Genomic DNA, 22,297 nt, shown 5'->3' on the forward strand with positions numbered 1-22,297 from the left:
CTCAGACAGCGGACCTTTGATCGCTTGAGATTTTTAATGTCGGCTGAAGGAGCGTTCCGCCATGTAGCGACCGGGCGACGTCCCGAGCGCCTTCCGAAACATGGTCACGAAGCTCGGCGCGCTTTCGTAGCCGAGGTCGGCGGCGACCTGTTGGATCGAGGCGCCGCTCGCTAGCCACTTCACGGCAAGGATGACGCCGAGCTGCTGGCGCCAGCGGCCAAAGCTCATGCCCGTTTCCCGGCTGATCAGTCGCGCTAAGGTCCGCTCGCTCAGACCTGCCCGCTTCGCCCAAACGTCCAACGTTCCGCGATCCGCCGGCGACGCCATCATCAGATCGACGATCCTGCGGAGGCGGGCATCGGTCGGCATCGGCAGATGGAGGTCCTCGATCTTCGCCGCCGCGAGCTCGTCGAGAAGCGCCGCCATCAGGCGCGAGTTCGCGCCTCCTTCCTCATAAAGGGCCGGCAGGCTGGCGGAGCGGATCAAAAGCTCGCGCAGCAACGGCGCCACCGACACGGCGCAGCAGACCTCCGGCAGGCCCCGGCTGACAGCGGGATCGACGAAGGCGGCGAAGCCTTCGAGCGCGCCGGACGCCTTGATGGCGTGGAGCGCCCCGCCGGGTATCCATACGGCGCTGCGAGGCGGCACAATCCACAGCCCACCTTCGACCTCGCAGCTGAGCGCGCCGCGCTGCACAAACAGGACCTGCCCCTTCATGTGCCGGTGGAGCTCTAACTCGATTCTGCCGACCTCGGCCATTGCGGCGCCGAAGGTGACGACCGGACGGGGCACGTTGTCGGGATCGATCCAGTCGGGACCATCGCTCAAGATGGGCATGGTGCGCTTTCCCGCAGGAGAGCGAAATTGGCGAGATTGAATAACATTTTGTCCAGACTTCGGAATGACGCCAAGGCTCGCTCCCTTTATCCGATCGATACGGACCAGTCGAGGCCTCTACGGCTTCCGCGATCGGGAAAGAAAACCTCATGAATTCGCTGAGCAACGGGCGCCTCGCCCAGATTTTAGACAAGCTTCACCAGGACGCGGAAGCGGCGGATCGGGACTATATGACCGGGATCATGGCGGACATCGAAGCCTCCGGCGCGACACTGGAGCAGGTGATCGCGGAAAAGCTCGTCGAGGAACGGGCGGACTATCGGGGGATCTATCGCAGCCGGGCCGATAATTTCCTTGCCGTCTCTTCGGCCTATGGCGGCTTCCTTTATGCGATCGCGCGCGCCTGCAGGGCGACCCGGATCGTCGAGTTCGGCACATCGATGGGGATCTCGACGATCTATCTCGCCGCCGCGCTGCGGGACAATGGCGGCGGGCATCTCATCGGCACCGAGCTCGAGTCCGCCAAGGTGGCGCGGGCGCGCGCCAACCTCGACGCGGCGGGCCTTGCCGATCTGGCGGATATCCGCGAAGGCGACGCGCTCGAGACGCTCAAGGACATCGGCGGCGACGTGGATCTGCTGCTGATCGATGGCGCATTCACCCTCTACCTTCCGGTGCTCAAGCTGCTCGAACCCCGGTTGAAGCCTGGTGCAGTGGTGCTCGGGGAAAACGCTTTCGACCCCGGCTATCTGGACTATGTCCGCAATCCTGCGAACCACTACGTTTCGCAACCGCTTCCGGTCGACGAAGGTCGCGGCAATGAATTCACCGTAAGGACCGCGTGATCCTCGCGATGGATCGCCCGAACGCCCGACGACCAAGGCGCGTGGCCGGCGGAGCAGAGCCTTGGCGGCGTAGGTTCACGAGACATGCGGCCATCGCCGCATGGGAGACGATCGCCAATCGCTTTCGGCTGTGACGCGGGAAAGCTCGACGCTTGCCGGCGTGGCCTCGATTGATCAAATCGTGGCAAAGGTAATCGAAATGGCGGTAATCTGGGCCTCCGTTACCGGGAAAGGGCGAAAAGCATGAGCGATCCATCGACCGTGGAAAAACAACAGCGCGAAGACGCCGCGATCGAGGCCGCTATCGCTGCCGAGCGTCGCCGCTGTATCGACCGCGTGCTGGCCTATGCCGCGCTCAGGGATCAGGCCGCCGTCAATCTGGACAAGGCCGAAGACGGCGACGGCCCCGAGAAGCCGAGCGAGGGAGCGGCGGAACGCGTGCGAATGCAGGCGGAGGTGGCGCGCGACATAGCCGCCTTCCTGGCCGAGGAGACGCTTCGCTAATCAAATCTCCGAATGAGGGACCAGACTTTCAGATAAAAGAAACGAACCGGTGAGCGGTCATTTAGAAAGATCGCAATCCGTCCGTCCTTATCCGCAGGAAGCGGCGCGTTTTATATTGCTATTTAAGATCAATATTTAACGAGAACTCGTGGCGGAAGAGGTGGGATTCGAACCCACGGTGGACTTGCGCCCACGGCGGTTTTCAAGACCGCTGCCTTAAACCACTCGGCCACCCTTCCTGATCGCGGCGAGCCTCGAAATCAGCGTGCCGCCGCGCTTGGCCTCTGCTCTACACAATCGCCGGATCGATTCCAACCGCCAGCGCGCGGCTGCGGCGAACAGCGCTTTGCTGGCGCCGCAGAAGTGTTTCGCCGGACTTTGCCGCGCGGCGGATCAGCCGCGGGCCAAATGCCCGTTAACGTTCGGGTAAACACAATTCGAGACAATTTAGTAAGGCTTCCAGCCTATTTGGTACGCAACCGTAAATGGCGGTTCGACCGCCGATGATCCAGATCCGACGCATCTGCAGCGCCTTGCCCGCGGCGGCTGGCCAGCTTGCGCGCGACCTCAAGAATGGAAGGCATGAGATGCTCCGCAGAGCGCTTTTGACGACGACGACGCTTGCCGTTTTTGCGGGCGCGGCGCTTGCCGCAGACCTGCCCTATGGACAGGAGTCTGGCGGCTACGCGCCCGCCCCGATCTTTACCTGGAGCGGCCTCTATCTCGGCGGCCAGATCGGCTATGGCTGGGCGAACAACGCCCTATCCGGCTGGGGTCCCTTTTTCGTCTTTTCCGGCGCAAGCTATAATCCCAGCGGCGTCCTCGGCGGCGCCCATGTCGGTTATAATCTTCAATTCAACCAGATCGTGCTCGGCCTTGAGGGCGATGTCGAAGCGACCGGCGTCGACAAAACCTATGCGTTTGGGCCGACCGTCTATACGACGCAAATTCCGGTGCAGGGCTCGATCCGCGCGCGCTTCGGCTTCGCGGTCGATCGCGCTTTGTTTTACGTGACGGGAGGCGCAGCCTTCGCCAGCGTCACCAATCAATACCAGTCCTATCTTGGCTATAATTCGCTGAACCGCTCGTTCGCCGGCTGGACGATCGGCGGCGGGCTTGAATATGCGCTGACAAATAATTGGTCGGTGCGGGCGGAATATCGCTATTCCGACTTCGGCACGGCGACGGATTATACGTTCACGGCCGGCCCGGGCGGCAATGTCGCGCGCCATCTCACGGAAAACGCGGCGCGAGTCGGATTCAGCTATAAATTCGACGGACTCTTTGCGCCGTCTTACGCGCGATAGGGGTGAAAGCCGCGCCGGCTAATCGATCGCGCGAACCGGCGCCGGAATAAAACTCGCATTCTCCCCGCAAATCCGTGATCGGGGCGGCGAATTCGTTGCCGACCGGCCACACCGGCGGGAATAGCGCCCCAGAATCGCCCTTTTCCCCTCTGGCGGCATTTCTGGACCCCCTGAATCCGGGTAGCTTGGGATGGCTTCCAACCCTTGAAGGAGAAAGCATGATGCTACGTCGTTTACTCTTGGCCTCGGTTGGCGCCGTCGCGCTGGCCGGAACCGCATTCGCGGCGGATCTTCCGTCGCGCGCTCCTCCGCCGGTCTATGTGCCGCCGGCTCCCATCTTCACCTGGACCGGCGTCTATATCGGCGGCCAGATCGGCTACGCCTGGGGCACCCAGAACGCCAATTTCGGCGACTCGTTCATCGGCACGCTCGGATCCGTCAGCTATGACACCAGCGGCGTCCTGGGCGGCGCGCATGTGGGCTACAATCTGCAGCTCAGCCAGTTCGTCGTCGGCCTCGAAGGCTCCGTCGATGGCTCCAGCATGAGCAAAAGCGCGTTCCTGACCGATGAGTTCGGCAACAGCCTGACCCTCAGCGCGCAGAGCAACATCCAAGGCTCCATCCGCGGCCGCGTCGGCTACGCCTGGGACCGCGTCCTGCTCTACGCGACAGGCGGCGTCGCTTTCGCCGGCGTCAAGGCCAATTTCTACGGCCCCTTCAGCTATGACAGCGCGTCCTCGACCCGCGTCGGCTGGACGGTCGGCGGCGGCCTCGAATACGCCGTCACCAACAACTGGTCGGTCCGCGCCGAATATCGCTATTCGGATTTCGGCCACTCGACCTTCTATCCGAGCAACTACGGTTCGGTCGTGCTGACGAGCCCCTTCATCAATCGTCACTTCAAAGAGAACCAGGTGCAGGTCGGGTTCAGCTACAAGTTCGACACCTTCGCGCCGCCGGCTCCGGTCGTCGCCAAGTATTGAAATCAGTACGAGCAGCTTCGACTTTCAAGGCGTCAATACTGATGAGGACCCGGCGCACAATGCCGGGTCTTCTGCTTTAACAGTTTGATAACCAATTGTATCAGAATCTCACAAAAGCTTGATTGTGATGTGGCAATCGCGCCACACAGGCTGGAATACGTCGCTTCAACTGCCAATTCCCCCTTTCCGCTCATTGTGCCTGCCCCGAAACGAGGGTAGGTAGCGGAAGCTTCGAACCCTTAGGAGTAAGCTAAATGTTACGTCGTGTACTCTTGGCCTCGGTTGGCGCCATCGCGCTCGCTGGAACGGCTCTCGCCGCGGATCTTCCCTCGCGCGCTCCCCCGCCAGTCTATGTGCCGCCGGCTCCGATCTTCACCTGGACCGGCGTCTATATCGGCGGCCAGATCGGCTACGCTTGGGGCAATGGCAGCGCCAATTTTGGCGACGCCAATGGCAACTTCGTCAACTTCGGCAACAGCGGCAATGGCGTCATCGGCGGCGCCCATGTCGGCTATAATCTGCAGCTGAACCAGTTCGTCGTCGGCCTCGAAGGTTCGGTTGATGGCACCAGCCTCAGCAAGACCTACTCGGGCACCGCCTTCGTGCCGGGCTTCGGCGTCGCTGGCATCAACCTGCATACGAGCGCCGATATCCAGGGCTCGATCCGCGGCCGCGTCGGCTATGCTTGGGATCGCGTTCTCGTTTACGCGACCGGCGGCGTCGCCTTTGCTGGCGTGAAAGCCAGCCTGTCGACCCCGTTCAGCTATGACAGCTCCTCCACCACCAAGGTGGGCTGGACTGTCGGCGGCGGTCTCGAATACGCCGTCACCAACAACTGGTCGATCCGCGCCGAATATCGCTATTCGAACTTCGGCAACGCCACGCTCTATCCGGCTTCTCTCGCCGGAGTCGATGCTGGCCCATTCGTGAACCGCAAGTTCAACATCAACCAGGTTCAGGTTGGCTTCAGCTACAAGTTCGACACCTTCGCCCCCCCGGCTCCGGTCGTCGCCAAGTACTGAGATTGGGGCGTAGCCTCAACTTCCACGGACCTCAAGATCAGAAAGCCCGGCCGCAAGGCCGGGCTTTCTCGCGCCTGGGCTCCAGCCGCGCCGCGCCGCCCGCAGTTGCAAGCCGTCAGCGGCCATGGCAAGCCAATTCATGATGATCAACCCGCCCTCCTCCGAAACCGCCCTGACCGCCCAAGGCGCCGACGCGCCGAGAATCGCCTTTGTTTCGCTCGGCTGCCCGAAAGCGCTCGTCGACAGCGAGCAGATCATCAGCCGGCTCCGGGCGGAGGGCTATGAGCTTACGAAAAGCTATGACGGCGCGGCGGCGGTGATCGTCAATACCTGCGGCTTCCTCGATAGCGCCAAGGCCGAATCGCTCGAGGCGATTGGCGCGGCTCAGGCGGCAAACGGCAAGATCATCGTCACCGGCTGCATGGGCGCCGAGCCCGAAGGCATCAGCACGCGGTTTCCCGATCTGTTTCGCATCACCGGACCGCAGGATTTCGATTCCGTGATGCAGGCCGTTCATGCGGCGGCGCCGCGTCCGCACGACGCCAAATTCGACCTCATCCCGGCGCAGGGCGTCAAGCTGACGCCGCGCCACTACGCCTATCTGAAGATTTCGGAAGGCTGCAACAACCGCTGCAGCTTCTGCATCATTCCAAAACTGCGCGGCGATCTAGCCTCGCGCCCCGCCGCTGAGATTCTTCGCGAGGCTGAAAAACTGGTCGCCGCGGGCGTGCGCGAATTGCTCGTCATTTCGCAGGACACCAGCGCCTACGGACTCGATCTGCGCTATTCGGAAAGCATGTTCGGCGACCGTGTGGTCAAGGCCAAATTCATCGATCTCATCCGCGAACTGGGCGCGCTCGGCGTCTGGGTGCGCCTGCACTATGTCTACCCCTACCCGCATGTCGACGAGGCAATCGAACTGATGGCGCAGGGACTGGTGCTGCCCTATCTCGACATTCCGTTTCAGCATGCGAGCAAAGAGGTGCTGCGGGCGATGAAGCGCCCCGGCGATCAGGAAAAAACGCTCGAGCGCATCCGGAAATGGCGCACAATCTGTCCCGAACTCGCGATACGCTCCACCTTTATCGTCGGCTTCCCCGGCGAGACCGATGAGGACTTTGCGATCCTGCTCGACTGGCTGGAGGCGGCGAAGCTCGACCGCGTCGGCGCCTTCAAATATGAGCCTGTCGAAGGCGCCGCCGCAAATTCGCTCGGCCGCGCTTTTGTCCCCGCGGAAATCCAGGACCTCCGCTACCGCCGCTTTATGGAGCGCGCGCAGACGATCAGCGCTAAAAAACTCAAGGAGAAAATCGGCCGGCGGCTGCAGGTCATCATCGACGTCGGCGGGCGCGAGGCCGTCGGACGCAGCAAGGCCGACGCGCCGGAGATCGACGGCAAAGTTTTCGTTGCTTCTCGCCGTCCGCTGCGGACGGGTGAAATCGTCACGGTCAAGATCGAGCGCGCCAACGCCTATGATCTTTACGGGACGGCGGCCTAGCGCGGACGCCGCCTCAGTTCGGCAACGCCATCTGCTTGGCGGTCGGCACTGTCTTGGCGAAATTCAGATCATACGTCTTGTCGCGCAGCGGATCGAGCGGCGTGCCTTCCGAAACGTCGATAATGCGCGGCCGTATTATTTTTCCGTCGGGCTGCGGCGCGGGGCCGGCGGCGTTCTGCGCCGCTCCGCCCAGCGGAGAAGCTGTCTGCGCATCCGGCGCCAGCGCCGCCTGACGAGAGGCAAAACCCGACGCAGGACGCGCCGGCGCGTCCCCGTCCGCGTCATTGATCGGACCGTCGAGTTCGGCTGCTGCGGGCGCGCCCTGGACGCCAATGCCAAGCTCATCAAGACCGGGGCCGACCGTCACAGGCGCGAGACCCCTCTGATCGGCGAATTTAGAGCCGCGCGATTTGGCGTCCGCGCGCGCGGCAGCGCCCGGCTTCAGGGCGGCCCCGGCCCAGGGCGCTTCGGCGACGAGAGCCGGGCCGATCACCCCGAAGGCGCTTTCGAACCGGGATGGGCCGGCGCTGACCTGCGCCGGTGGAGCAGACGGCCCGAGATCGCCATAGATCGAGCCCGCGCCGCCATCCATTTCACCGCGCTGATCGCTCTTCGCGGCTCCGGGGGGCGAGGCGACAGGCGGCGCGGATTTGTCGATATCCTGGCTTGCGCCTGCCTTGTCCCTGGCGTCCTTCTCGATCTGACGCCAGCGCTGCACATTGCGGCCGTGTTGATCGAGCGTTTCGGCGAAAACATGTCCGCCCGTGCCGTCCGCGACAAAATAGAGATCTTGCGTGCGCGATGGATTGGCGACGGCTTCGAGGGCCGCGCGGCCGGGGTTTGCGATGGGTCCCGGCGGAAGGCCGTCGATCGTATAGGTGTTATAGGGCGTCGGCTTTTCGAGTTCGCTGCGGGTGATGCCGCGTCCGAGCGTGGCTTTGCCGCCGACGAGGCCGTAGACGATCGTCGGATCGGACTGGAGCCGCATGCGCTTGACGAGCCGGTTCATGAATACGCTGGCGACGCGCGGACGCTCGTCGGCCTTGCCGGTTTCCTTTTCGACGATCGAGGCCAGCGTCACCATTTCATAAGGCGAGTGCAGCGGCAGATTGCTGGTGCGGCGCGCCCAGATCTGATCGACGATTTTTTTCTGATCGTCCTGCATCTTGCGGACGAGGTCGGCGCGCGACCAGCCGCGGGTCACCTTGTAGGTGTCCGGCATCAGGCTGCCTTCCTTGGGCAGATCCTTGATGTCGCCCGTGAGCACGTCGCTCTCCAGCAATCGCTCGACGATCTGCTGACTGGTCAGCCCTTCCGGGATCGTGATCGCGTGCAGGACCTGCTTGCCGCTGACCAACGTGTCCATGACCTCACGAAGGCTCGCGCCCTGCTTGAACAAATATTCGCCGGCCTTGACCTTGGAGCGATTGCCCTCGACGAGAAGCGCGATATTGAGCAGGAACGGGCTGTCGATGATCCCGCCCCGATCAAGCTCTCCAATGATTTCCGGCAGATCCGTGCCGGGAACGATATAGAGCACCTTGTCGGCGGTGAGCGGTCCCGGCGCCCGGACGCGCTGCTCGCTCCAGATCAGGCCGATCATGGCCGCGACCGCGGCGATCAAAAGGAATGACAGGAAGCCGCTGACCGCCGACATGATGGGGCGGCGCCGGCTTGGCGGCGGCCGCGGCGGAGGCGGCGGCGCGGCTTCCGGCTGGAGCGCTTCGTTCGGACTCTGCGGCGCAACGCGCATGCCGAACCGGCCTCCCGGCCGTGGCGCGGATGGCCGCGAAGGCGAATCGCCGTGATCGTCTGGTGGCGCGCCGCTCATCAACCCAACTCGCTCAGCCTGCTTCGGTCATCGTCATCATAGTCGGAGTCGGCCGAAGGCGGGACCGCTATTTCGGGCGAAGGCGACGCCCGCCGATTGGCCCGGTTTCTCTAAGCAAGGAAATATGGCTAATTCTGGTTGCGGTCGCCGGAGCGCTATTCGGCGTGCTTGAAGATCAAACATGCATTGGTGCCGCCAAAGCCGAAGGAATTCGACAGCACGAACTCGACTTCTCGCTTTCGCGCCTTATGCGGCACGAGGTCAATCTTTGTGTCGACCGAGGCATTGTCGAGATTGAGCGTCGGCGGGACGATCTGGTCGCGCAAGGCAAGGACGGAGAAAATCGCCTCGACCGCGCCGGCCGCGCCGAGAAGATGGCCGATCGCCGACTTCGTCGACGACATCGAAAGGCCCTTCGGATCGCCGACAAGCCGCTGCACCGCCTGCAGCTCAATCTCGTCGCCGAGCGGCGTCGAGGTGCCATGCGCGTTGATATAGTCGATGTCGAGCGGGGAAACGCCGGCGCGCTTGATCGCCGCGCTCATCGCCCGAAAGGCGCCGTCGCCGGTCGGCTGCGGCGCGGTGATGTGATAGGCGTCGCCCGACATGCCATAGCCGATGATTTCGGCGTAGATCCGCGCGCCCCTCGCCTTGGCGTGCTCATAGGCCTCGAGCACGACGCAGCCCGCGCCCTCGCCGACGACAAAGCCGTCGCGATCCTTGTCATAGGGCCGGGACGCCTGTTTCGGCCGATCGTTGAAGCCGGTCGAGAGCGCGCGGCAGGCGGCAAAGCCCGCGACCCCGATGCGGCTGATCGGCGATTCGGCGCCCCCAGCGACCATCACTTCGGCGTCGCCGAACTGGATCAGCCGCGCCGCATCGCCAATGGCGTGGGCGCCCGTGGAGCAAGCCGTGACCACCGCATGATTTGGCCCGCGCAGGCCATGCTGGATGGAGACATAGCCGCCGGCGAGATTGATCAGCCGGCCGGGAATGAAGAAGGGCGATACGCGCCGCGCGCCCCGCTCATGCAGGATGACGGCGGTCTCGGCGATGCCGGTCAGACCGCCGATGCCCGATCCGATCAGAACGCCTGTCTCGATTTGATCCTGGTAGCTGGTCGGCTTCCAGCCTGCGTCATTCAGCGCCTGCGTCGCCGCGGAGATGGCATAGATGATGAATTGATCGACCTTGCGCTGCTCCTTCGGCTCCATCCATTCATCGGGATTGAAGCTGCCGTTCTGGCCGTCCCCGCGCGGGACGGGCATCGCGATCTTGCAGGGAAGGTCGGAGGTGTCGAATTCCGTGATTATGCGCGCGCCGCTTTGCCCGTCGAGCAGCCGCGTCCACGTGGCTTCGCTGCCGCAAGCGAGCGGCGAAACCATGCCAACACCGGTGATGACCACTCTACGCATAATTCGATCCGGCCCAAATGCTGCCTAAAGCACATTTCGATCAGTATGGTTCTACCTGATCGAAAAAATACTCAAGCTTTTGATTGTGGCGCGATTTCTTGATCGACCGGACGCGTTCATCCGGTCGAAAAGCGCGCCGGAGCATAGTCCGATCACCGCAAAACAACCTAATCGACAAGACGATGCTCAGGCTGTTGAAGCGCCTTCCTCTCAGCGGACCCCGTTGCTTCGACCGGAAAGCGTTCTAGCGCCCGGCCGGATACCGGCGGTCGCTATAAAACGATTGCGGCATTGATCGCGGACGGTGATCGAAGGAACGCTCCCGCGCGCAAGCGCAGCGCGGCGCGTGAGGATCAGGCGGCGGTCGCCTTTTCGAGGAAGTTCACCGCGTCGCCAACTGTCACGATCGTCTCGGCCGCATCGTCCGGAATCTCGACGCTGAATTCTTCTTCGAAGGCCATCACGAGCTCGACCGTGTCGAGCGAATCCGCGCCAAGGTCCTCAATAAAATTGGCATTGTCGACAACTTTGTCGGCATCTACGCCGAGATGCTCAATTACGATCTTCTTCACCCGCTCAGCGACATCGCTCATGGTCGTTTTATCCTCGTCCTCATAAAATTGCCGACATTGGCCGACGTCAATGCGCGGCGCCCGGCGTCTTTGCCATGCGCGCTGTTTATAAACCTGCGCCCAAACCTTCGTGTCGGCAGATCCGACTGCTGAAGTTCGACGCGCGGCTCCGGATTGGAGGCCGATCCGGCTCTTCAATCCCGCAAAGATCGCTTTCCCCTCACAGCTCAACGCAGGCTTGGTAACACACTTCATTCACGTTGGCGAGAGCTTGCGCGCGCGCCCGATAATTCCTGTTAAACGCCTCAAATCATTGCCATTCCTCCGTTAACATGGAGGGTCTGTCCGGTCACGTATGAAGCCTCCGAACTCGCCAGATAGACCACTGAGGCCGCAATTTCCGCGCCCGTTCCGAGCCGGCCCATCGGCACGGTCGCCAGCACGGCGGCGCGTTGTTTGTCGTTCAGCACATCGGTCATCGGGCTTTCGATGAAGCCCGGCGCGACGCAATTGACGGTCACGTTACGGCTCGCAACCTCGCTTGCAAGGCTCTTGAACATGCCGATCATGCCCGCCTTCGAGGCTGCATAATTGGCCTGCCCGGCGTTGCCGACCACGCCGACGACCGAAGTGATCCCAATGATGCGGCCATAGCGCTTGCGCATCATGGATTTGATGCAGGCGCGGGCGAGGCGGAAGCTTGCGGTGAGATTGATCGCGATGACGCTGTCCCACTCCTCATCCTTCATGCGCATGAAGAGATTGTCCCGCGTGACGCCAGCGTTGCTGACGAGAATATCGAGGCCGCCGAGCGCGGCTTCCGCCGCCGGCGCCAGCCCTTCCACGGCTTTCGCGTCGGAAAGATCGCAGGTGAGCGTTTCGACCCGCGACCCGAGTTCGGCCGCAAGCGCGTCGAGCGCGTCCCGCCGCGTGCCGGAGATGGCGACGCGGGCGCCCTGGGCGTGCAGCGCGCGGGCTATCTCCTTGCCGATGCCGCCGCTTGCGCCCGTGACAAGAGCGGTCTTGCCGGAAAGATCGAACATCCCAAAAACTCCAATATGCGCCGCTTAAGCCAGCGCTTTATAGGCGGCGATATCGTCCGGCGTTCCAACCGAGATGCCGGCGGCGTCCGCGCATACGCGTTTGATGAGGCCCGACAGAACCTTGCCGGCGCCGCATTCGACGAACAGGCTGACGCCCGTCCCGGCCATGAAGAGGAGGCTTTCGCGCCAGCGCACCGCGCCCGTCACTTGCGCGACGAGAAGGCGGCGAATCTCTTCCGGATCGCTGACGGGAGCGGCCAGCACATTGGCGACCAGCGGCGCGACGGGCGGCGCGATGGCGACATCGGCCAGCGCCGCGCTCATGACCTTGGCCGCAGGCTGCATCAGGGCGCAATGGAACGGCGCCGAGACCGGCAACAAAATCGCCCGGCGCGCCCCTTTCGACTTGGCGATGTCGATGGCGCGATTGACGGCGTCGGTCGATCCCGAGACGACGGTCTGGCCGCCGCCATTGTCGTTGGCGACCTCGCAAACAGCGTCTGCGCCCGACTCCGCGGCCGCCTGGCTGGCGATGTCCCGCGCCGCCTCCGCCTCGACCCCGAGCAGCGCCGCCATCGCCCCCACGCCGACCGGCGCCGCCGCCTGCATGGCCTTGCCGCGCAGCCGCAGAAGCCTCGCGGCGTCCGCGACGCTGATCGACCCTGCGGCGGCGAGCGCCGAATATTCGCCAAGCGAATGGCCGGCGACAAAAGCGGCGTCGCGCTTCAGTTCGAGGCCGGCTTCCGCCTCCAGCACGCGGATGGCGGCAAGGCTTGCAGCCATCAGCGCCGGCTGCGCGTTGGCGGTCAGGGTCAGTTCGTCGAGCGGACCCTCAAACATCAGGGCGGACAGGCGCTGTCCCAGCGCGTCGTCGACCTCGTCGAGAAGCGCGCGCGCCTGCGGAAATCTTTCGGCGAGCGCTTTGGCCATACCGACAGCCTGCGAACCTTGACCTGGAAATAGGAAAGCTTTCGTCAAATCCACATCCCGCCGCTCAAAGCCTCATTCCGAAATCATCCAATTCTTCTTGAGGCGGCAGCGAGTGACACCGCAGCAAACCCCTGTCAAGCGGCCGGCGCAATTTGAGATCGATTTACCTCCGGAAGATTTATCCAGACGCAATCGCGTGGCGCCAACTTCACCACCAAATCTACTTGCGTCTTGGCCGCTGTTGGAAAAGCTTTAAGACTATTCGAATCGGCGGGAAGCCAAAACGAACAGGACTCCATGTCGACAATTCCAGGAAAAGCCTGCGGCGAATGCAGCTTTTGCTGCAAGGTGCTCGAAATTGCCGAACTGGAAAAGCCCGCCGGGCCCTGGTGTTCGCATTGCCTCAAAACAGCCGGCTGCAATGTCTACGAGACCCGACCCGACGTCTGCCGGGACTTTGAGTGCCTTTGGAAGGGCGATCGCGGCCTGAGCTCACAGTTTCGCCCGGACCGTGTCGGCGTCATCTTGATGGAGGATCCGGATTCGGACGAATATCGCGCCGTCTGCGATCCCGCGAAACCGATGGCGTGGCGCAATCCGCTGATTTTCCAGCACCTCCTTTCGGTGGCGAAAAGCGGGCGGCTTGTCGTCGCCAAGGCCGGCCTCAAAGCCTGGCGCATCTGGCCGAATGGCGAGAGCGGGCCCTGCGTCTGATTCTCCTCGATGCGCCAAAGATACGCGGCAAAGAGGGCCCTTCTGCTTCAAGTCTATGCGCGCGCACTTGCTTGCGGGCGAAATCCGTCTATAAAGCGCCCTTCGCGGCTTCGGCCGGGGGCTGAACGGAAAACCCGCGTCGCGGGCAGGGCAATTGCTTGTCCGCTTTCCAGTGTCTCCGCCTTCGTCTGTCTTGTCGAGCCTTTCCGGGGCTCGAAGGGCTTTGCGCCGGAGCGCCGCGAGACATTTGAGAAAGGCAAACGCATGGCTCTCTACGAGCATATTTATCTCGCGCGTCAGGATGTTTCCGCCCAGCAGGTGGAAACGCTGACCGAGCAGTTCCGGGGGATCATCGAATCTCTCGGCGGCAAGATCGAGAAGGTCGAATATTGGGGCGTCAAAACCCTGGCCTATCGCATCAAGAAGAACCGCAAGGCGCATTTCACCCTTTTGAACATTGACGCGCCGGCCGCCGCCATCACCGAGATGGAGCGTCAGAGCAGCCTCAATGAAGACGTGCTTCGTCTCCTGACGATCCGCGTCGAAGCGCTCGAAGCCGGCCAGTCGGCGATGATGCGCAAGCGCGACGACGACGATCGCGGCGACCGGCCGGATCGCGGCGACCGCGGCCGCGGGCCGCGCCCCGACCGTCCGCCGCGCCGCCCGCGCGATGACGCCGCCGCCAGCGACGAGGGAGGCTTCTGATGACCACGACCGCAGCGCCCCGCCGTCCGTTCTTCCGCCGCCGCAAGACCTGCCCCTTCTCGGGACCGAACGCGCCGAAGATCGACTATAAGGACACCCGCCTCCTGTCGCGCTATATTTCCGAACGCGGCAAGATCGTGCCCTCGCGCATCACGGCCGTGTCGGCCAAGAAGCAGCGCGAACTCGCCCAGGCGATCAAGCGCGCCCGCTTCCTCGGCCTCCTGCCCTATGTGATCCGGTAGGTTTTTTCTGCCTTGCGAATTTCGTTCGCCGAGGACTTAAGGCCATAAATATCAGCCCAACCGGTCGTCGATCGGTTGGACCCTGTGTTGGGACGGGCGGGCGAAAGGCTCTGACCCGCCTCTAACCGCCACAAGCGGGACAGCAAGCCATATGATCAATCGGGTTTCCTCTTCCAGCGCGGCGTTTGCCGCGGCGGCCGGCGCCGGGCTCGCCTCGGCGCTGTTGTTCAGCCTGGTCACCCAGGCGACCTTCGCCGCGATCGCCCTCGCCTATTTGTCGCCGCTGCCGATCATGATCGCCATGATTGGATTCGGGCGGGCCGCGGGCGTCACCGCCGGCGCCGTCGCCTCGCTCGCGGTCGGCGTGATCGCCTATCTTCAGCAAGCACAGCAGGAAAGCGGCGCGAGCGCGGGCGCTGCGGCGATCACCGGCGCGACCTTTGCCCTGGCCCTTGCCGCCCCGGCGCTGTGGCTGAGTTTTCTCGCTTTGACGCAGCCGAAAGAGGCTCGCGCGCCTGGCGAACTCCGCGCCGGCGCCGCGCCGCAGGAGTTTCATCCGCTGGAGCGGCTGCTCGCCGCCGCGATCGCCATTTCAGCGACGGTCGGCGTCGTCGCCACGATCGTTGCAACAGCCCGCCACGGCGGTTTCGCCGCGGCGCTGGCGCATGCCGATGCAACCTTGACGCCCGTGCTCGAAGCGTTGGCGGCGGAGACGCCCCTGCCCCAGGGAATCGACCTGCACAAGATGGCGCGGCTGATGGCCCTCGCCGCTCCGCCGGCGATCGCCGCGTCAACGCTTCTGATGCTTCTCGCCAATCTGTGGCTCGCCGCCCGCGCGGCGCAAATCTCCTCGCTGCTGCCGCGCCCGTGGCCGGACATTCCGCGCGAGCTGCGGCTGTCGCGCATCTATGTTCCGGCGCTTGTCGTCGCCATCGGCGTCAGCTTCGTCGGCGGGCTTGCCGGCGTCGTCAGCGCGATCGTCGCGGCGACGCTCGCGATGGGATTTGCGCTGCAAGGCCTCGCCGTCGTCCATGACGTGTCGCGCAGCCTGAAATACCGGACGCTTCTTCTCGGCTTCATCTATTTCGGCCTCGTGCTGCTGGCGCCGCCCTGGCTGCTGATCGCCTTCGCCGCGATTGGCGTCGCCGAATCGATCTTTTCCTTGCGCGCGCGCAAGCGAAATTCACTCACCCGCAAGACCTGATCAACACAACCAAACGATCAACACGACAAGGACGAGACCAATGGAAGTTATTTTGATGGAGCGCGTCGCCAAGCTCGGCCAGATGGGCGACACGGTGCGCGTCAAGGACGGCTACGCCCGCAATTTCCTGCTGCCCGGCGGCAAGGCGCTGCGCGCGACCGCGGCCAACAAGGCGCGCTTCGACACCCAGCGCGCCCAGCTCGAAGCGCGCAATCTGGAGCTCAAGAGCGAAGCCTCGGCGGTCGCTGAGAAGCTCGACGGCCAGGCCTTCGTCATCATCCGGCAGGCCGGCGAGACGGGCCATCTTTATGGCTCTGTGTCGCCGCGCGATATCGCCGAAGTCGTGACCGCGGGCGGATTCTCGGCCAATCGCAACCAGATCGTTCTCGCCTCGCCGATCAAGTCGATCGGTTTGCATGAGGTGCCGGTTCATCTTCACCCTGAGGTGGTCGCGACGATCACGGTCAATGTCGCCCGCTCGCCGGCCGAAGCCGAGCGTCAGGCCGCCGGCGAGGAAGTCAATGTGGTCGAAGAAGCCACTATGGACGATCTCGGCCTCGAGGTCGGCGCGGCTCTCGCCGACGCCGGCGGCAGCCTCGGCGACCGTTGAACATCCGGCGCGCCGGGCGGATGCGCCTGGCGGCGGGCTGTAGCGCTTAAGGATTGGAGCATGGGCCTGTCATGCTCCAAAGCACGCATTTCAAAGTTCAGCGAGCTTATCGCATCTCTTCCGGGTTCATCGGCGGCGGCTGGCGTCCTCGCGCGCTCGCCCGGCCCGCCAGGTCAGCGCGAAATAAGCGATGATCAATATCATATTGACGCCGATCCAGGCGGTGGCGAAGAAGCCGGGAATCATCAGCGCCGCGAAGATCTGGGCGATCGCGCTGAACAGCCACAGCACGCCGCCCCAGGGCGTCGCCAACCACAGCCCAACAGCCGCCACAAGATCGAGGATGGCGAAAAAGATAACCGCCGCCCCGAAGAGGCCGTTGACCTGATCGAACAAAGGTTCGCGCGGCGTCAAGATGGCGCCCCATTGGCTTAAGCCCTGAAACACCCACAGCGCCGCCAGCACGCGCATGAAGACAACGAGGATCAGTCCCCAGATCGATTTTTCTTCCTGTGCGCCGGCATCGCCGATCCGGATCGCCGCCGATCCATCTCGGGCCGCCTCTCGTTCGGAGCCGCCAAAATTCTTCATCCGGCGTGCGCCGGCGCGGAGAATTCGAGCTCATCGGCGAGCGGGGCGAAATAGGCCTCAACATCTGCCGGGTCGACTGCTGCAAGGTCGGCGGGCGACCATTTCGGCCGCTGATCCTTGTCGATGATCGTCGCCCGCACGCCCTCATAATAATCATGGCCGGCAAGAATGCGCGCGGCGATGCGGAATTCGACGCGCAGCGCCTCTTCGAGATCGAGACCGGCGCCGATCTCAACCTGACGCAAGGCGATGGCGAGGCTCGTCGGCGACTTCGAGGCGAGCGCGGCGAGGCATGAGGCGGCAAAACCCGATTGTTCGTTGCCAAGCCGCTGCGCGATCGCCGCGGCCGTCCTCGCCTTGAAGCAGCGATCGATCCAGCCGCGCTCTTTGATGAAGGCGGACTCCGGCGGATCTGCCGCTTCCGCCGCGATCGCAGCCGCTGGCTCTTCCCCCTTCGCGAGCCGCTCCGCCAGCGCATCGTGGCGGGCTGTGGGGACATAGGCCGAGGCGAGTTTTAGCGCCAGCACGTCGCCGGAGCCGATCCGCGCGCCGGTCAGGGCGAGAAAGGCGCCGATGGCGCCCGGCAGGCGCGGAAGAAAATAGGTCGCGCCGACGTCCGGGAAAAACCCGATGCCGACTTCGGGCATGGCGAAAGTGACATTGTCGCCGGCGACGCAATGAGCGGCGTGCACGGAGAGCCCGACCCCTCCGCCCATGACAATGCCGTCGATCAGTGCGACGACGGGCTTGGGATAGCGCGCGATGCTTTGATCGAGACGGTATTCCTGACGGAAGAAAGCGAGCTGTTCGTCGCCTCGCCCGCTCTTGCCGAGTTCATAAAGGGCGCGAATATCGGCCCCGGCGCAAAAGGCGCGCCCGCCCGCTCCCCTGATCGCGACGCATCCGACCGCCGCGTCTGTCCGCCAGCGATCGAGCGCGGCGGCAATCGCCTGGGCCATGCCGATATTCAATGAATTCAGCGCGGCCGGCCGATTGAGGGTGATCAGTCCGCAGGCCCCGCGGGTTTCAATGATGACGTCTTCGACCATGCTCCGCTCCTCTTGACGAGGCTTAGCCCTCAAGACGTTGCGGCGTCAACGGATCGGCGGGCGTAAAGACGAACGACGCCCCCCGCGAGGCGGAGGCGTCGAGCCTATTAGACCACGGCTTTGGGGCGAGGGTCCGCCGTCAGAACCTGATGACCGAACGCACGCCAAACACCGCGGCGTCCGGAATCGGGGCGTTGTTGGGATCGAGCGGGTTCGCCGCGTTGGCGCCAGGATGGAAGATGTATTGGAAATCCGGCTGGATCGTGAAGCCTGGGATGATCTGCGCCGAATAGGTAAGTTCGAGCGCAACTTCATAGTTGCGGGACGGCATATAGGTTCCTGAAAAGACCGCGGTCTCCTGGTCGAATGCGCGCGCCGACGGCGAAATCTCCGAATAGGCGACGGCGAGGCCGAACGAATCATCCGGACGGGCGGACCACAGACCCATGAAGTTCACGCCGCCATCGACATAGAAGTTCATGGTGTTCTGAAAATTCGGGGCGCCTGTCACGCGCGCAAAGACGCCGACGCCCTTCTTCGGATCGTCGCCGGGAAGGCGCCACACCATCTGGTCGAGGATGCCGTAAAGGCCCCAGTCGCCGCGGATCTGCTTTGCTATTCCGTTGCTGTCCGGAGAGGCGAGCGACACATTATTGGTGTCGAAGTGCTGGCTGTCGAAATTGCCGAAATGATACCAGCCGCCGAGTTTCAGCGTGCCGGCGAGGCCAGTCCCCTCCTTCTCCTGATTGTAGGCATAGGCCCCCTCGCCAATAACGAACGGCGAATCCTTCAGCCGGAAATCCGTTCCGGAGGGATCGTTCTGATATACTTCGCCGGTAAATCCCGCGCCGGTCGGATCGCCGTTGAACACAGCGCCCATCAACGTGACCGAATCGATCGGATTATATTTGATGCGCACCGCCGGCGTGGCGAAGGGATAGGCCGGGCCGCCGCTCGGCAGGTTGACGGCCATCGGATTTGGCCAGCCGAAGGTGGAGTTGGTGTAGAGGCCGCCGAATTCGCTGATGAAGAATTCGCTGTCCGCCGCAAGCTGGCCGATGCGGATCGCGACCTTGTCGTCAAACAGTTTCTGCTCGGCCCAGAGCTCGAACAACAACAGGGCGGGATGCGCCGCGATATTGCTGATCGCCGAATAGTTCAGAAGATTATAGGTCGTGACGCTCTGTCCCGCGATCGAATAGCCGTTGACATGGAAGGTCAGCCCCTTCAATCCGGCCAGCTTGTCGAGATCGGCGTCAAGCCCGAGTTCGACGCGCTGCTCATAGCGGGCGCCCTGCTTGATGCCGCCGGTCGGATTGCCGAACACTTCGCCGATGTAATTGACCTGGAAGTTGATCCCGTGGTCGCAGAGATATTTCTTGATGTCGCCTGCAACCGGAATGGCGATGCTGGTCGTGATCGACGGCTGCGCATCGCATATGCCGGGCGGCGGCGGCTCCGGCGGCTTAGCCGCTGCGTCCGCGGCATAAGCGAGGCCCGTCGATCCGATGGTCAAAGCGACCGCGGACGCAGCAGCGCGCGTCCAGCTGCGCCGATGCGAAGCGCTAAGTAAAGAAACGCGCATATCGTCCCCCAAAAGCTGCAACCAGATGTTGCCTGTAGAAGGGATAAGGCGAGGCTTTCGCCTGTCGCAAGTGTTGTGTTTTAGTATTGTTCTAGTTCGATAATCGCTCCTCTACGAGCTTCGTCGCGCGCCGAACATTTGTCCGCCGGCGATGTAAAGATGCAACATTTATTGCATGCGCCCGCTGCGATGCGCAGGATAGAGCGAGTTCGGCTTCGGGCGCGACAGAACAAATGAGGCGAGCCAAAAAGCGGCTGACAGGGTAATTTGGCTTTTGCCACGCCGTCGCGACGCAGGCTTGCTCGTCTCGACCCCAAGCGTCCCGCTGCAAAGGATTGCGAAATGGCCCGCAAAGTCGCCCTCTACTACGCCTGGAGCCGGCCGGGCGAAACCGGCGCCCCTCTTTCGATTATCGAAAACCGATTTCCGGCGCTGTTCGAAAGCCGGCGCATGCTCTGGCCGCGGCTGGAGGAATTTTCAGACCCTCGTCGCTTCGACCAGAGCATCACGGGCTTCCTCGACCATATTTTGAAGCCGAATTATACGGCCTTCGTCGAGCAGACGGGCGCTGCGACCGGCGCAGCTGTGCTTGAAGTCGAGCGCGTGGACGACAGCGGCGAGCAAACGCCGCTGGACCACGCAATTCTCGAACGCGTCGACACATTGATCGTCGTCAGCTTCGATTCGCTCCGAACCGGGCAGCAGGCGAGCGCCGCCGAGGCGGACGCCGTTCGGCGCTTCCTCGACAACCCGGATCATCTTGTTTTCGTCTGCCCGCACCATAATATCGGCGAGGCCCATAACCTCTCCGACAGTGAGCGCCGTCAGCTTCAAGAAGCCGCCTTCCTGCACCATGGCGATCGCACCATTCCGCCGCAACAACGCTTTGGCGGGTTCGGCCGCTCGCTTCTCGCAGCGCTTGGGGTTCCGGTCGAAAATCATTTCGGGCTTCATCCCGCCGCAGCGCCGGATGGATCGCCGGCGCCGATCGAGATCGAAACCGCGCTCGACCGCCTGAACCTACTGGCCGGCGTCACGAGTTTCAATCTCCACCCGCATCTGCCGCATTTTGAACGTCTCGGCGACGCCGCCGTCAAACTCGACGTGCTCGCGCGGCAGGCGATCGATCTGACCGCGCCTCCCCACCCTTGTGTCGAGGCCGGACACACGACCTTCGACGCCCTGCTCCAGTCGCGGCCGGAGACTTTTGCCGGAGATCTGCTGATTGGCGATGCAACGCTCTGGAGCTCCACGGCCGGAGGCCTCGACAGTCTTCGCCGTTTTTGGACGAATATCGTCGAGCGGCCCGCCCGATCTTGAGCCTCAATCGGTCTCGCGCGGCGCGCAAGCGACTCAAGTTTCGACTGTCATCCGTCGGGAAAAATTGGAGCAAGCATTGTTAAGCAATACAACCAGGTGACGGATCAAAAATGGAAGAGCGGACGCTGCGCATACTGGAAGTGGCTGGATCTTGGATATCTGGTGTGGGCACATTGCTTGCTGTGTTGTGTCGCTCTACTTGGCGAGACGCCAGACAGCTGTCATTCTCGATCTGAGCTCAGGACACAGACTTGTGGTAACGCCAGGCGAGGAGCACACTCCGGAGTTCGTGGTGATTAAGGCAATTAACGCAGGACAACAGCCCATCACCCTTACCCATATCGGCTGGAGGATGGGCATTTTCAGAAAAAAGCTCTTCGTGCAAATCATCGGCGCCGATCTCCTGTCGAGCCCATTGCCAGTTCAACTGGCACCGGGGCAGCAGGCCCAATATTTTGTGCCGCTCGATCAGGACCCCAACTGGATAGAGCGCTTCGCGAAAAACTTGAATTCACGGTTTCCCGCAGTTTCCGCTGCCACCCTCGAAGTCAGCGCATCGGCCACAATTGGGCCAATGATTTACAGAAAGGCCGAACGCGGCCTGACAACGATGCTAGTGGAAGCGCGTAAGAAGCTGAGCGTAAAGTTGTCTGACGCTTAGAGGACAGCCAATCTTGCAATTTGGTCCGGCCTTACCGACCCCTGGATTCGGCGCATAAGCGCAAAATACAAATAAAACTGGAAAGATTGGAGCGGGTGAAGGGAATCGAACCCTCGTATTCAGCTTGGAAGGCTGCTGCTCTACCATTGAGCTACACCCGCGCAGCGTCCCTTCATCGAGGCGCCGACGAACAGCCCTATACGCGATTTTCGCGCGCCAAGTCAAAGCGGGCCGCGTTCAAACGCGGCCTGCTCAAAGCCCCGTCTCGATCGGCAGGCAAGGCTGCGCCGGAGGCTGCGTAAAAGCGAGCAATTGCGCCGTCTGCCGCTGCAAAAGGGTCAGTTTCGACAGCACGGCGTCGCGCACGACGACCCAATGATCGCGTTCCGGCCCCGCGCCGGCGACCGCAAGATTAAGCCAAGTATAGGCAAGAACATAATCCTGCGGAACGCCGTGGCCTTTATCGTACATCAGGCCGAGTTCATATTGCGCATTGGCGAAGCCCTGATTGGCCGAGCACCGATACCAGGCCGCCGAGACGACCCAGTTCTGCGGCACGCCCTGGCCGCGTTGATACATAAAACCGAGAAAGGCCTGGGCGCGCGGATCGCCGGACGCCGCCAGGGGCAGAAAAATTTCCGCCGCCTTGACGTAATTATGGGCGCGCGCCGCCGCGACGCCGACCTGCAGGCGATCTTGCGCCCGGCCGGGGACCGCGGCCGCGAAAAAGAGGCAAACGGCCATCGCGCTGCGCAGGAAGCGGGCGCGCCGCGGGTCCCCCAGCCGCTCCGTCGAAGAACTTGCAGGATTCGCTAAAACGGCCATGGCC

General features: G+C 63.0%; 23 protein-coding genes and 2 tRNA genes. 13 read left to right on the plus strand and 12 right to left on the minus strand.

The window, feature by feature from the left end; all coding sequences use genetic code 11:
• Positions 1-33 precede the first annotated feature (33 nt).
• Positions 34-837, minus strand: coding sequence for an AraC family transcriptional regulator (locus MSIL_RS04570; RefSeq protein WP_012589925.1), 804 nt, complete (start codon positions 835-837; stop codon positions 34-36).
• A 149-nt stretch (positions 838-986) separates the two neighbouring features.
• Here MSIL_RS04570 and MSIL_RS04575 point away from each other — a divergent pair, with 149 nt between their 5' ends.
• Positions 987-1,682, plus strand: a complete 696-nt coding sequence (locus MSIL_RS04575; protein ID WP_012589926.1) for an O-methyltransferase — start codon at positions 987-989, stop codon at positions 1,680-1,682.
• A gap of 243 nt (positions 1,683-1,925) precedes the next feature.
• The gene (locus MSIL_RS04580) at positions 1,926-2,186 is read left to right on the plus strand and encodes a hypothetical protein (protein WP_012589927.1); all 261 of its coding nucleotides are present in this window, start codon (positions 1,926-1,928) and stop codon (positions 2,184-2,186) included.
• A 149-nt stretch (positions 2,187-2,335) separates the two neighbouring features.
• Here MSIL_RS04580 and MSIL_RS04585 read toward each other — a convergent pair.
• Positions 2,336-2,425, minus strand: a tRNA-Ser gene (locus tag MSIL_RS04585).
• 348 nt (positions 2,426-2,773) lie between these two features.
• On the opposite strand from MSIL_RS04585, the gene MSIL_RS04590 reads away from it, so the two are divergent.
• From MSIL_RS04590 to rimO, 4 genes are all read left to right on the plus strand, one after another.
• A complete protein-coding gene (locus MSIL_RS04590) occupies positions 2,774-3,493 on the plus strand; it encodes an outer membrane protein (RefSeq protein ID WP_012589928.1) in 720 nt (239 codons plus the stop codon).
• Positions 3,494-3,714: 221 nt separating this feature from the next.
• A complete protein-coding gene (locus MSIL_RS04595; RefSeq protein WP_041368486.1) occupies positions 3,715-4,476 on the plus strand; it encodes an outer membrane protein in 762 nt (253 codons plus the stop codon).
• 254 nt (positions 4,477-4,730) lie between these two features.
• On the plus strand, positions 4,731-5,498 hold the full coding sequence (locus MSIL_RS04600; RefSeq protein WP_012589930.1) for an outer membrane protein: 768 nt from the start codon (positions 4,731-4,733) through the stop codon (positions 5,496-5,498).
• Between the two features lie 142 nt (positions 5,499-5,640).
• The gene (gene rimO, locus MSIL_RS04605; protein WP_049768244.1) at positions 5,641-6,996 is read left to right on the plus strand and encodes a 30S ribosomal protein S12 methylthiotransferase RimO; all 1,356 of its coding nucleotides are present in this window, start codon (positions 5,641-5,643) and stop codon (positions 6,994-6,996) included.
• A 13-nt stretch (positions 6,997-7,009) separates the two neighbouring features.
• Here rimO and mltG read toward each other — a convergent pair whose 3' ends face one another.
• The 5 genes from mltG to fabD all read right to left on the minus strand — a co-directional run bounded on the left by mltG (position 7,010) and on the right by fabD (position 12,835).
• Complete coding sequence (mltG, locus tag MSIL_RS04610; protein WP_012589932.1) at positions 7,010-8,749, minus strand: endolytic transglycosylase MltG; 1,740 nt, start codon at positions 8,747-8,749, stop codon at positions 7,010-7,012.
• Between the two features lie 233 nt (positions 8,750-8,982).
• Positions 8,983-10,242: a beta-ketoacyl-ACP synthase II gene (gene fabF / locus MSIL_RS04615; protein WP_012589933.1), complete on the minus strand. Its 1,260-nt coding sequence runs from the start codon at positions 10,240-10,242 to the stop codon at positions 8,983-8,985.
• A gap of 353 nt (positions 10,243-10,595) precedes the next feature.
• Positions 10,596-10,835 (minus strand): acyl carrier protein, encoded by a 240-nt coding sequence (locus MSIL_RS04620; RefSeq protein WP_012589934.1) that lies wholly within the window; start codon positions 10,833-10,835, stop codon positions 10,596-10,598.
• 284 nt (positions 10,836-11,119) lie between these two features.
• Complete coding sequence (gene fabG / locus MSIL_RS04625) at positions 11,120-11,857, minus strand: 3-oxoacyl-[acyl-carrier-protein] reductase (RefSeq protein WP_012589935.1); 738 nt, start codon at positions 11,855-11,857, stop codon at positions 11,120-11,122.
• Positions 11,858-11,881: 24 nt separating this feature from the next.
• The gene (gene fabD, locus MSIL_RS04630; protein WP_041368490.1) at positions 11,882-12,835 is read right to left on the minus strand and encodes an ACP S-malonyltransferase; all 954 of its coding nucleotides are present in this window, start codon (positions 12,833-12,835) and stop codon (positions 11,882-11,884) included.
• A gap of 249 nt (positions 12,836-13,084) precedes the next feature.
• On the opposite strand from fabD, the gene MSIL_RS04635 reads away from it, so the two are divergent.
• The 5 genes from MSIL_RS04635 to rplI all read left to right on the plus strand — a co-directional run bounded on the left by MSIL_RS04635 (position 13,085) and on the right by rplI (position 16,262).
• Positions 13,085-13,501: a hypothetical protein gene (locus MSIL_RS04635; protein ID WP_012589937.1), complete on the plus strand. Its 417-nt coding sequence runs from the start codon at positions 13,085-13,087 to the stop codon at positions 13,499-13,501.
• A 264-nt stretch (positions 13,502-13,765) separates the two neighbouring features.
• Entirely contained in the window at positions 13,766-14,206 is a 441-nt protein-coding gene (rpsF, locus tag MSIL_RS04640) for a 30S ribosomal protein S6 (protein ID WP_012589938.1), read from the plus strand.
• On the plus strand, positions 14,206-14,448 hold the full coding sequence (gene rpsR, locus MSIL_RS04645; protein WP_012589939.1) for a 30S ribosomal protein S18: 243 nt from the start codon (positions 14,206-14,208) through the stop codon (positions 14,446-14,448). Before rpsF ends, rpsR begins: the two co-directional genes overlap by 1 nt.
• A gap of 151 nt (positions 14,449-14,599) precedes the next feature.
• Positions 14,600-15,652 (plus strand): hypothetical protein, encoded by a 1,053-nt coding sequence (locus MSIL_RS04650; RefSeq protein WP_012589940.1) that lies wholly within the window; start codon positions 14,600-14,602, stop codon positions 15,650-15,652.
• Between the two features lie 40 nt (positions 15,653-15,692).
• Positions 15,693-16,262 (plus strand): 50S ribosomal protein L9, encoded by a 570-nt coding sequence (rplI, locus tag MSIL_RS04655; protein ID WP_012589941.1) that lies wholly within the window; start codon positions 15,693-15,695, stop codon positions 16,260-16,262.
• A gap of 126 nt (positions 16,263-16,388) precedes the next feature.
• On the opposite strand, the gene MSIL_RS04660 is transcribed toward rplI, so the two are convergent.
• The 3 genes from MSIL_RS04660 to MSIL_RS04670 all read right to left on the minus strand — a co-directional run bounded on the left by MSIL_RS04660 (position 16,389) and on the right by MSIL_RS04670 (position 19,418).
• The gene (locus MSIL_RS04660; RefSeq protein ID WP_012589942.1) at positions 16,389-16,853 is read right to left on the minus strand and encodes a DUF6163 family protein; all 465 of its coding nucleotides are present in this window, start codon (positions 16,851-16,853) and stop codon (positions 16,389-16,391) included.
• A complete protein-coding gene (locus tag MSIL_RS04665; RefSeq protein WP_012589943.1) occupies positions 16,850-17,902 on the minus strand; it encodes an enoyl-CoA hydratase/isomerase family protein in 1,053 nt (350 codons plus the stop codon). The genes MSIL_RS04660 and MSIL_RS04665 overlap by 4 nt, the downstream gene beginning before the upstream one ends.
• Positions 17,903-18,041: 139 nt before the next feature.
• Positions 18,042-19,418 (minus strand): carbohydrate porin, encoded by a 1,377-nt coding sequence (locus MSIL_RS04670; RefSeq protein WP_049768096.1) that lies wholly within the window; start codon positions 19,416-19,418, stop codon positions 18,042-18,044.
• A 411-nt stretch (positions 19,419-19,829) separates the two neighbouring features.
• On the opposite strand from MSIL_RS04670, the gene MSIL_RS04675 reads away from it, so the two are divergent.
• Together MSIL_RS04675 and MSIL_RS04680 are read left to right on the plus strand one after the other, a co-directional pair.
• The gene (locus MSIL_RS04675) at positions 19,830-20,807 is read left to right on the plus strand and encodes a hypothetical protein (RefSeq protein ID WP_012589945.1); all 978 of its coding nucleotides are present in this window, start codon (positions 19,830-19,832) and stop codon (positions 20,805-20,807) included.
• A gap of 292 nt (positions 20,808-21,099) precedes the next feature.
• Positions 21,100-21,468, plus strand: a complete 369-nt coding sequence (locus MSIL_RS04680; RefSeq protein WP_148213020.1) for a hypothetical protein — start codon at positions 21,100-21,102, stop codon at positions 21,466-21,468.
• 87 nt (positions 21,469-21,555) lie between these two features.
• Here MSIL_RS04680 and MSIL_RS04685 read toward each other — a convergent pair.
• Both MSIL_RS04685 and MSIL_RS20540 read right to left on the minus strand, forming a co-directional pair.
• Positions 21,556-21,629: transfer RNA gene (locus tag MSIL_RS04685), tRNA-Gly, on the minus strand.
• 91 nt (positions 21,630-21,720) lie between these two features.
• A complete protein-coding gene (locus MSIL_RS20540; RefSeq protein WP_012589947.1) occupies positions 21,721-22,293 on the minus strand; it encodes a tetratricopeptide repeat protein in 573 nt (190 codons plus the stop codon).
• Between the last annotated feature and the right edge of the window lie 4 nt (positions 22,294-22,297).

Source organism: Methylocella silvestris BL2 (assembly GCF_000021745.1).
Classification (GTDB): Bacteria; Pseudomonadota; Alphaproteobacteria; order Rhizobiales; family Beijerinckiaceae; genus Methylocapsa; species Methylocapsa silvestris.

Excerpts from the sequence above, each read along its gene's own strand:
- MSIL_RS04570 (WP_012589925.1), bottom strand. The coding sequence starts at position 837 with ATGCCCATCTTGAGCGATGGTCCCGACTGGATCGATCCCGACAACGTG.
- MSIL_RS04575 (WP_012589926.1), top strand. The coding sequence starts at position 987 with ATGAATTCGCTGAGCAACGGGCGCCTCGCCCAGATTTTAGACAAGCTT.
- MSIL_RS04580 (WP_012589927.1), top strand. The coding sequence starts at position 1,926 with ATGAGCGATCCATCGACCGTGGAAAAACAACAGCGCGAAGACGCCGCG.
- MSIL_RS04590 (WP_012589928.1), top strand. The coding sequence starts at position 2,774 with ATGCTCCGCAGAGCGCTTTTGACGACGACGACGCTTGCCGTTTTTGCG.
- MSIL_RS04595 (WP_041368486.1), top strand. The coding sequence starts at position 3,715 with ATGCTACGTCGTTTACTCTTGGCCTCGGTTGGCGCCGTCGCGCTGGCC.
- MSIL_RS04600 (WP_012589930.1), top strand. The coding sequence starts at position 4,731 with ATGTTACGTCGTGTACTCTTGGCCTCGGTTGGCGCCATCGCGCTCGCT.
- rimO (WP_049768244.1), top strand. The coding sequence starts at position 5,641 with ATGATCAACCCGCCCTCCTCCGAAACCGCCCTGACCGCCCAAGGCGCC.
- mltG (WP_012589932.1), bottom strand. The coding sequence starts at position 8,749 with ATGCGCGTTGCGCCGCAGAGTCCGAACGAAGCGCTCCAGCCGGAAGCC.
- fabF (WP_012589933.1), bottom strand. The coding sequence starts at position 10,242 with ATGCGTAGAGTGGTCATCACCGGTGTTGGCATGGTTTCGCCGCTCGCT.
- MSIL_RS04620 (WP_012589934.1), bottom strand. The coding sequence starts at position 10,835 with ATGAGCGATGTCGCTGAGCGGGTGAAGAAGATCGTAATTGAGCATCTC.
- fabG (WP_012589935.1), bottom strand. The coding sequence starts at position 11,857 with ATGTTCGATCTTTCCGGCAAGACCGCTCTTGTCACGGGCGCAAGCGGC.
- MSIL_RS04635 (WP_012589937.1), top strand. The coding sequence starts at position 13,085 with ATGTCGACAATTCCAGGAAAAGCCTGCGGCGAATGCAGCTTTTGCTGC.
- rpsF (WP_012589938.1), top strand. The coding sequence starts at position 13,766 with ATGGCTCTCTACGAGCATATTTATCTCGCGCGTCAGGATGTTTCCGCC.
- rpsR (WP_012589939.1), top strand. The coding sequence starts at position 14,206 with ATGACCACGACCGCAGCGCCCCGCCGTCCGTTCTTCCGCCGCCGCAAG.
- MSIL_RS04650 (WP_012589940.1), top strand. The coding sequence starts at position 14,600 with ATGATCAATCGGGTTTCCTCTTCCAGCGCGGCGTTTGCCGCGGCGGCC.
- rplI (WP_012589941.1), top strand. The coding sequence starts at position 15,693 with ATGGAAGTTATTTTGATGGAGCGCGTCGCCAAGCTCGGCCAGATGGGC.
- MSIL_RS04660 (WP_012589942.1), bottom strand. The coding sequence starts at position 16,853 with ATGAAGAATTTTGGCGGCTCCGAACGAGAGGCGGCCCGAGATGGATCG.
- MSIL_RS04665 (WP_012589943.1), bottom strand. The coding sequence starts at position 17,902 with ATGGTCGAAGACGTCATCATTGAAACCCGCGGGGCCTGCGGACTGATC.
- MSIL_RS04675 (WP_012589945.1), top strand. The coding sequence starts at position 19,830 with ATGGCCCGCAAAGTCGCCCTCTACTACGCCTGGAGCCGGCCGGGCGAA.
- MSIL_RS20540 (WP_012589947.1), bottom strand. The coding sequence starts at position 22,293 with ATGGCCGTTTTAGCGAATCCTGCAAGTTCTTCGACGGAGCGGCTGGGG.